Genomic DNA, 311 nt, shown 5'->3' on the forward strand with positions numbered 1-311 from the left:
CCGACCGCCGGCCTCTGCACCCGGGCCGGCGTCCTTTGTGAAGGAGAGCTACTGATGCCGGCATTGGACGTCTTCTCGCTCGACGGGCGCGTCGCGCTCGTCACCGGGGCGGGTGGCGGGATCGGGGCCGCGGTGGCCACGGCGTTCGCCCGGGCCGGGGCCGCGGTCCTGGTGACCGACGTGAACGAGGACGCGGCCCGGGTCGTCGCGAAGCAGATCGTGGAGGCCGGCGGCACGGCGGACAGCCAGGTGCTCGATGTCCGGGACCGCGCGGGGGCCGACGCTGCGGCGGCCAAGGCGGCGGACCTCGG

At 76.2% G+C, this 311-nt stretch carries 1 protein-coding gene; it reads left to right on the top strand.

Annotated features, from left to right (window positions below):
- Positions 1-54: 54 nt before the first annotated feature.
- Positions 55-311, top strand: a 257-nt coding sequence (locus ACL02T_RS35035; RefSeq protein WP_412835111.1) for an SDR family NAD(P)-dependent oxidoreductase, incomplete at its 3' end; no start/stop codon positions are given.

The sequence above is a fragment of the Pseudonocardia oceanicola genome (assembly GCF_047200735.1).
Taxonomy (GTDB): domain Bacteria; phylum Actinomycetota; class Actinomycetes; order Mycobacteriales; family Pseudonocardiaceae; genus Pseudonocardia.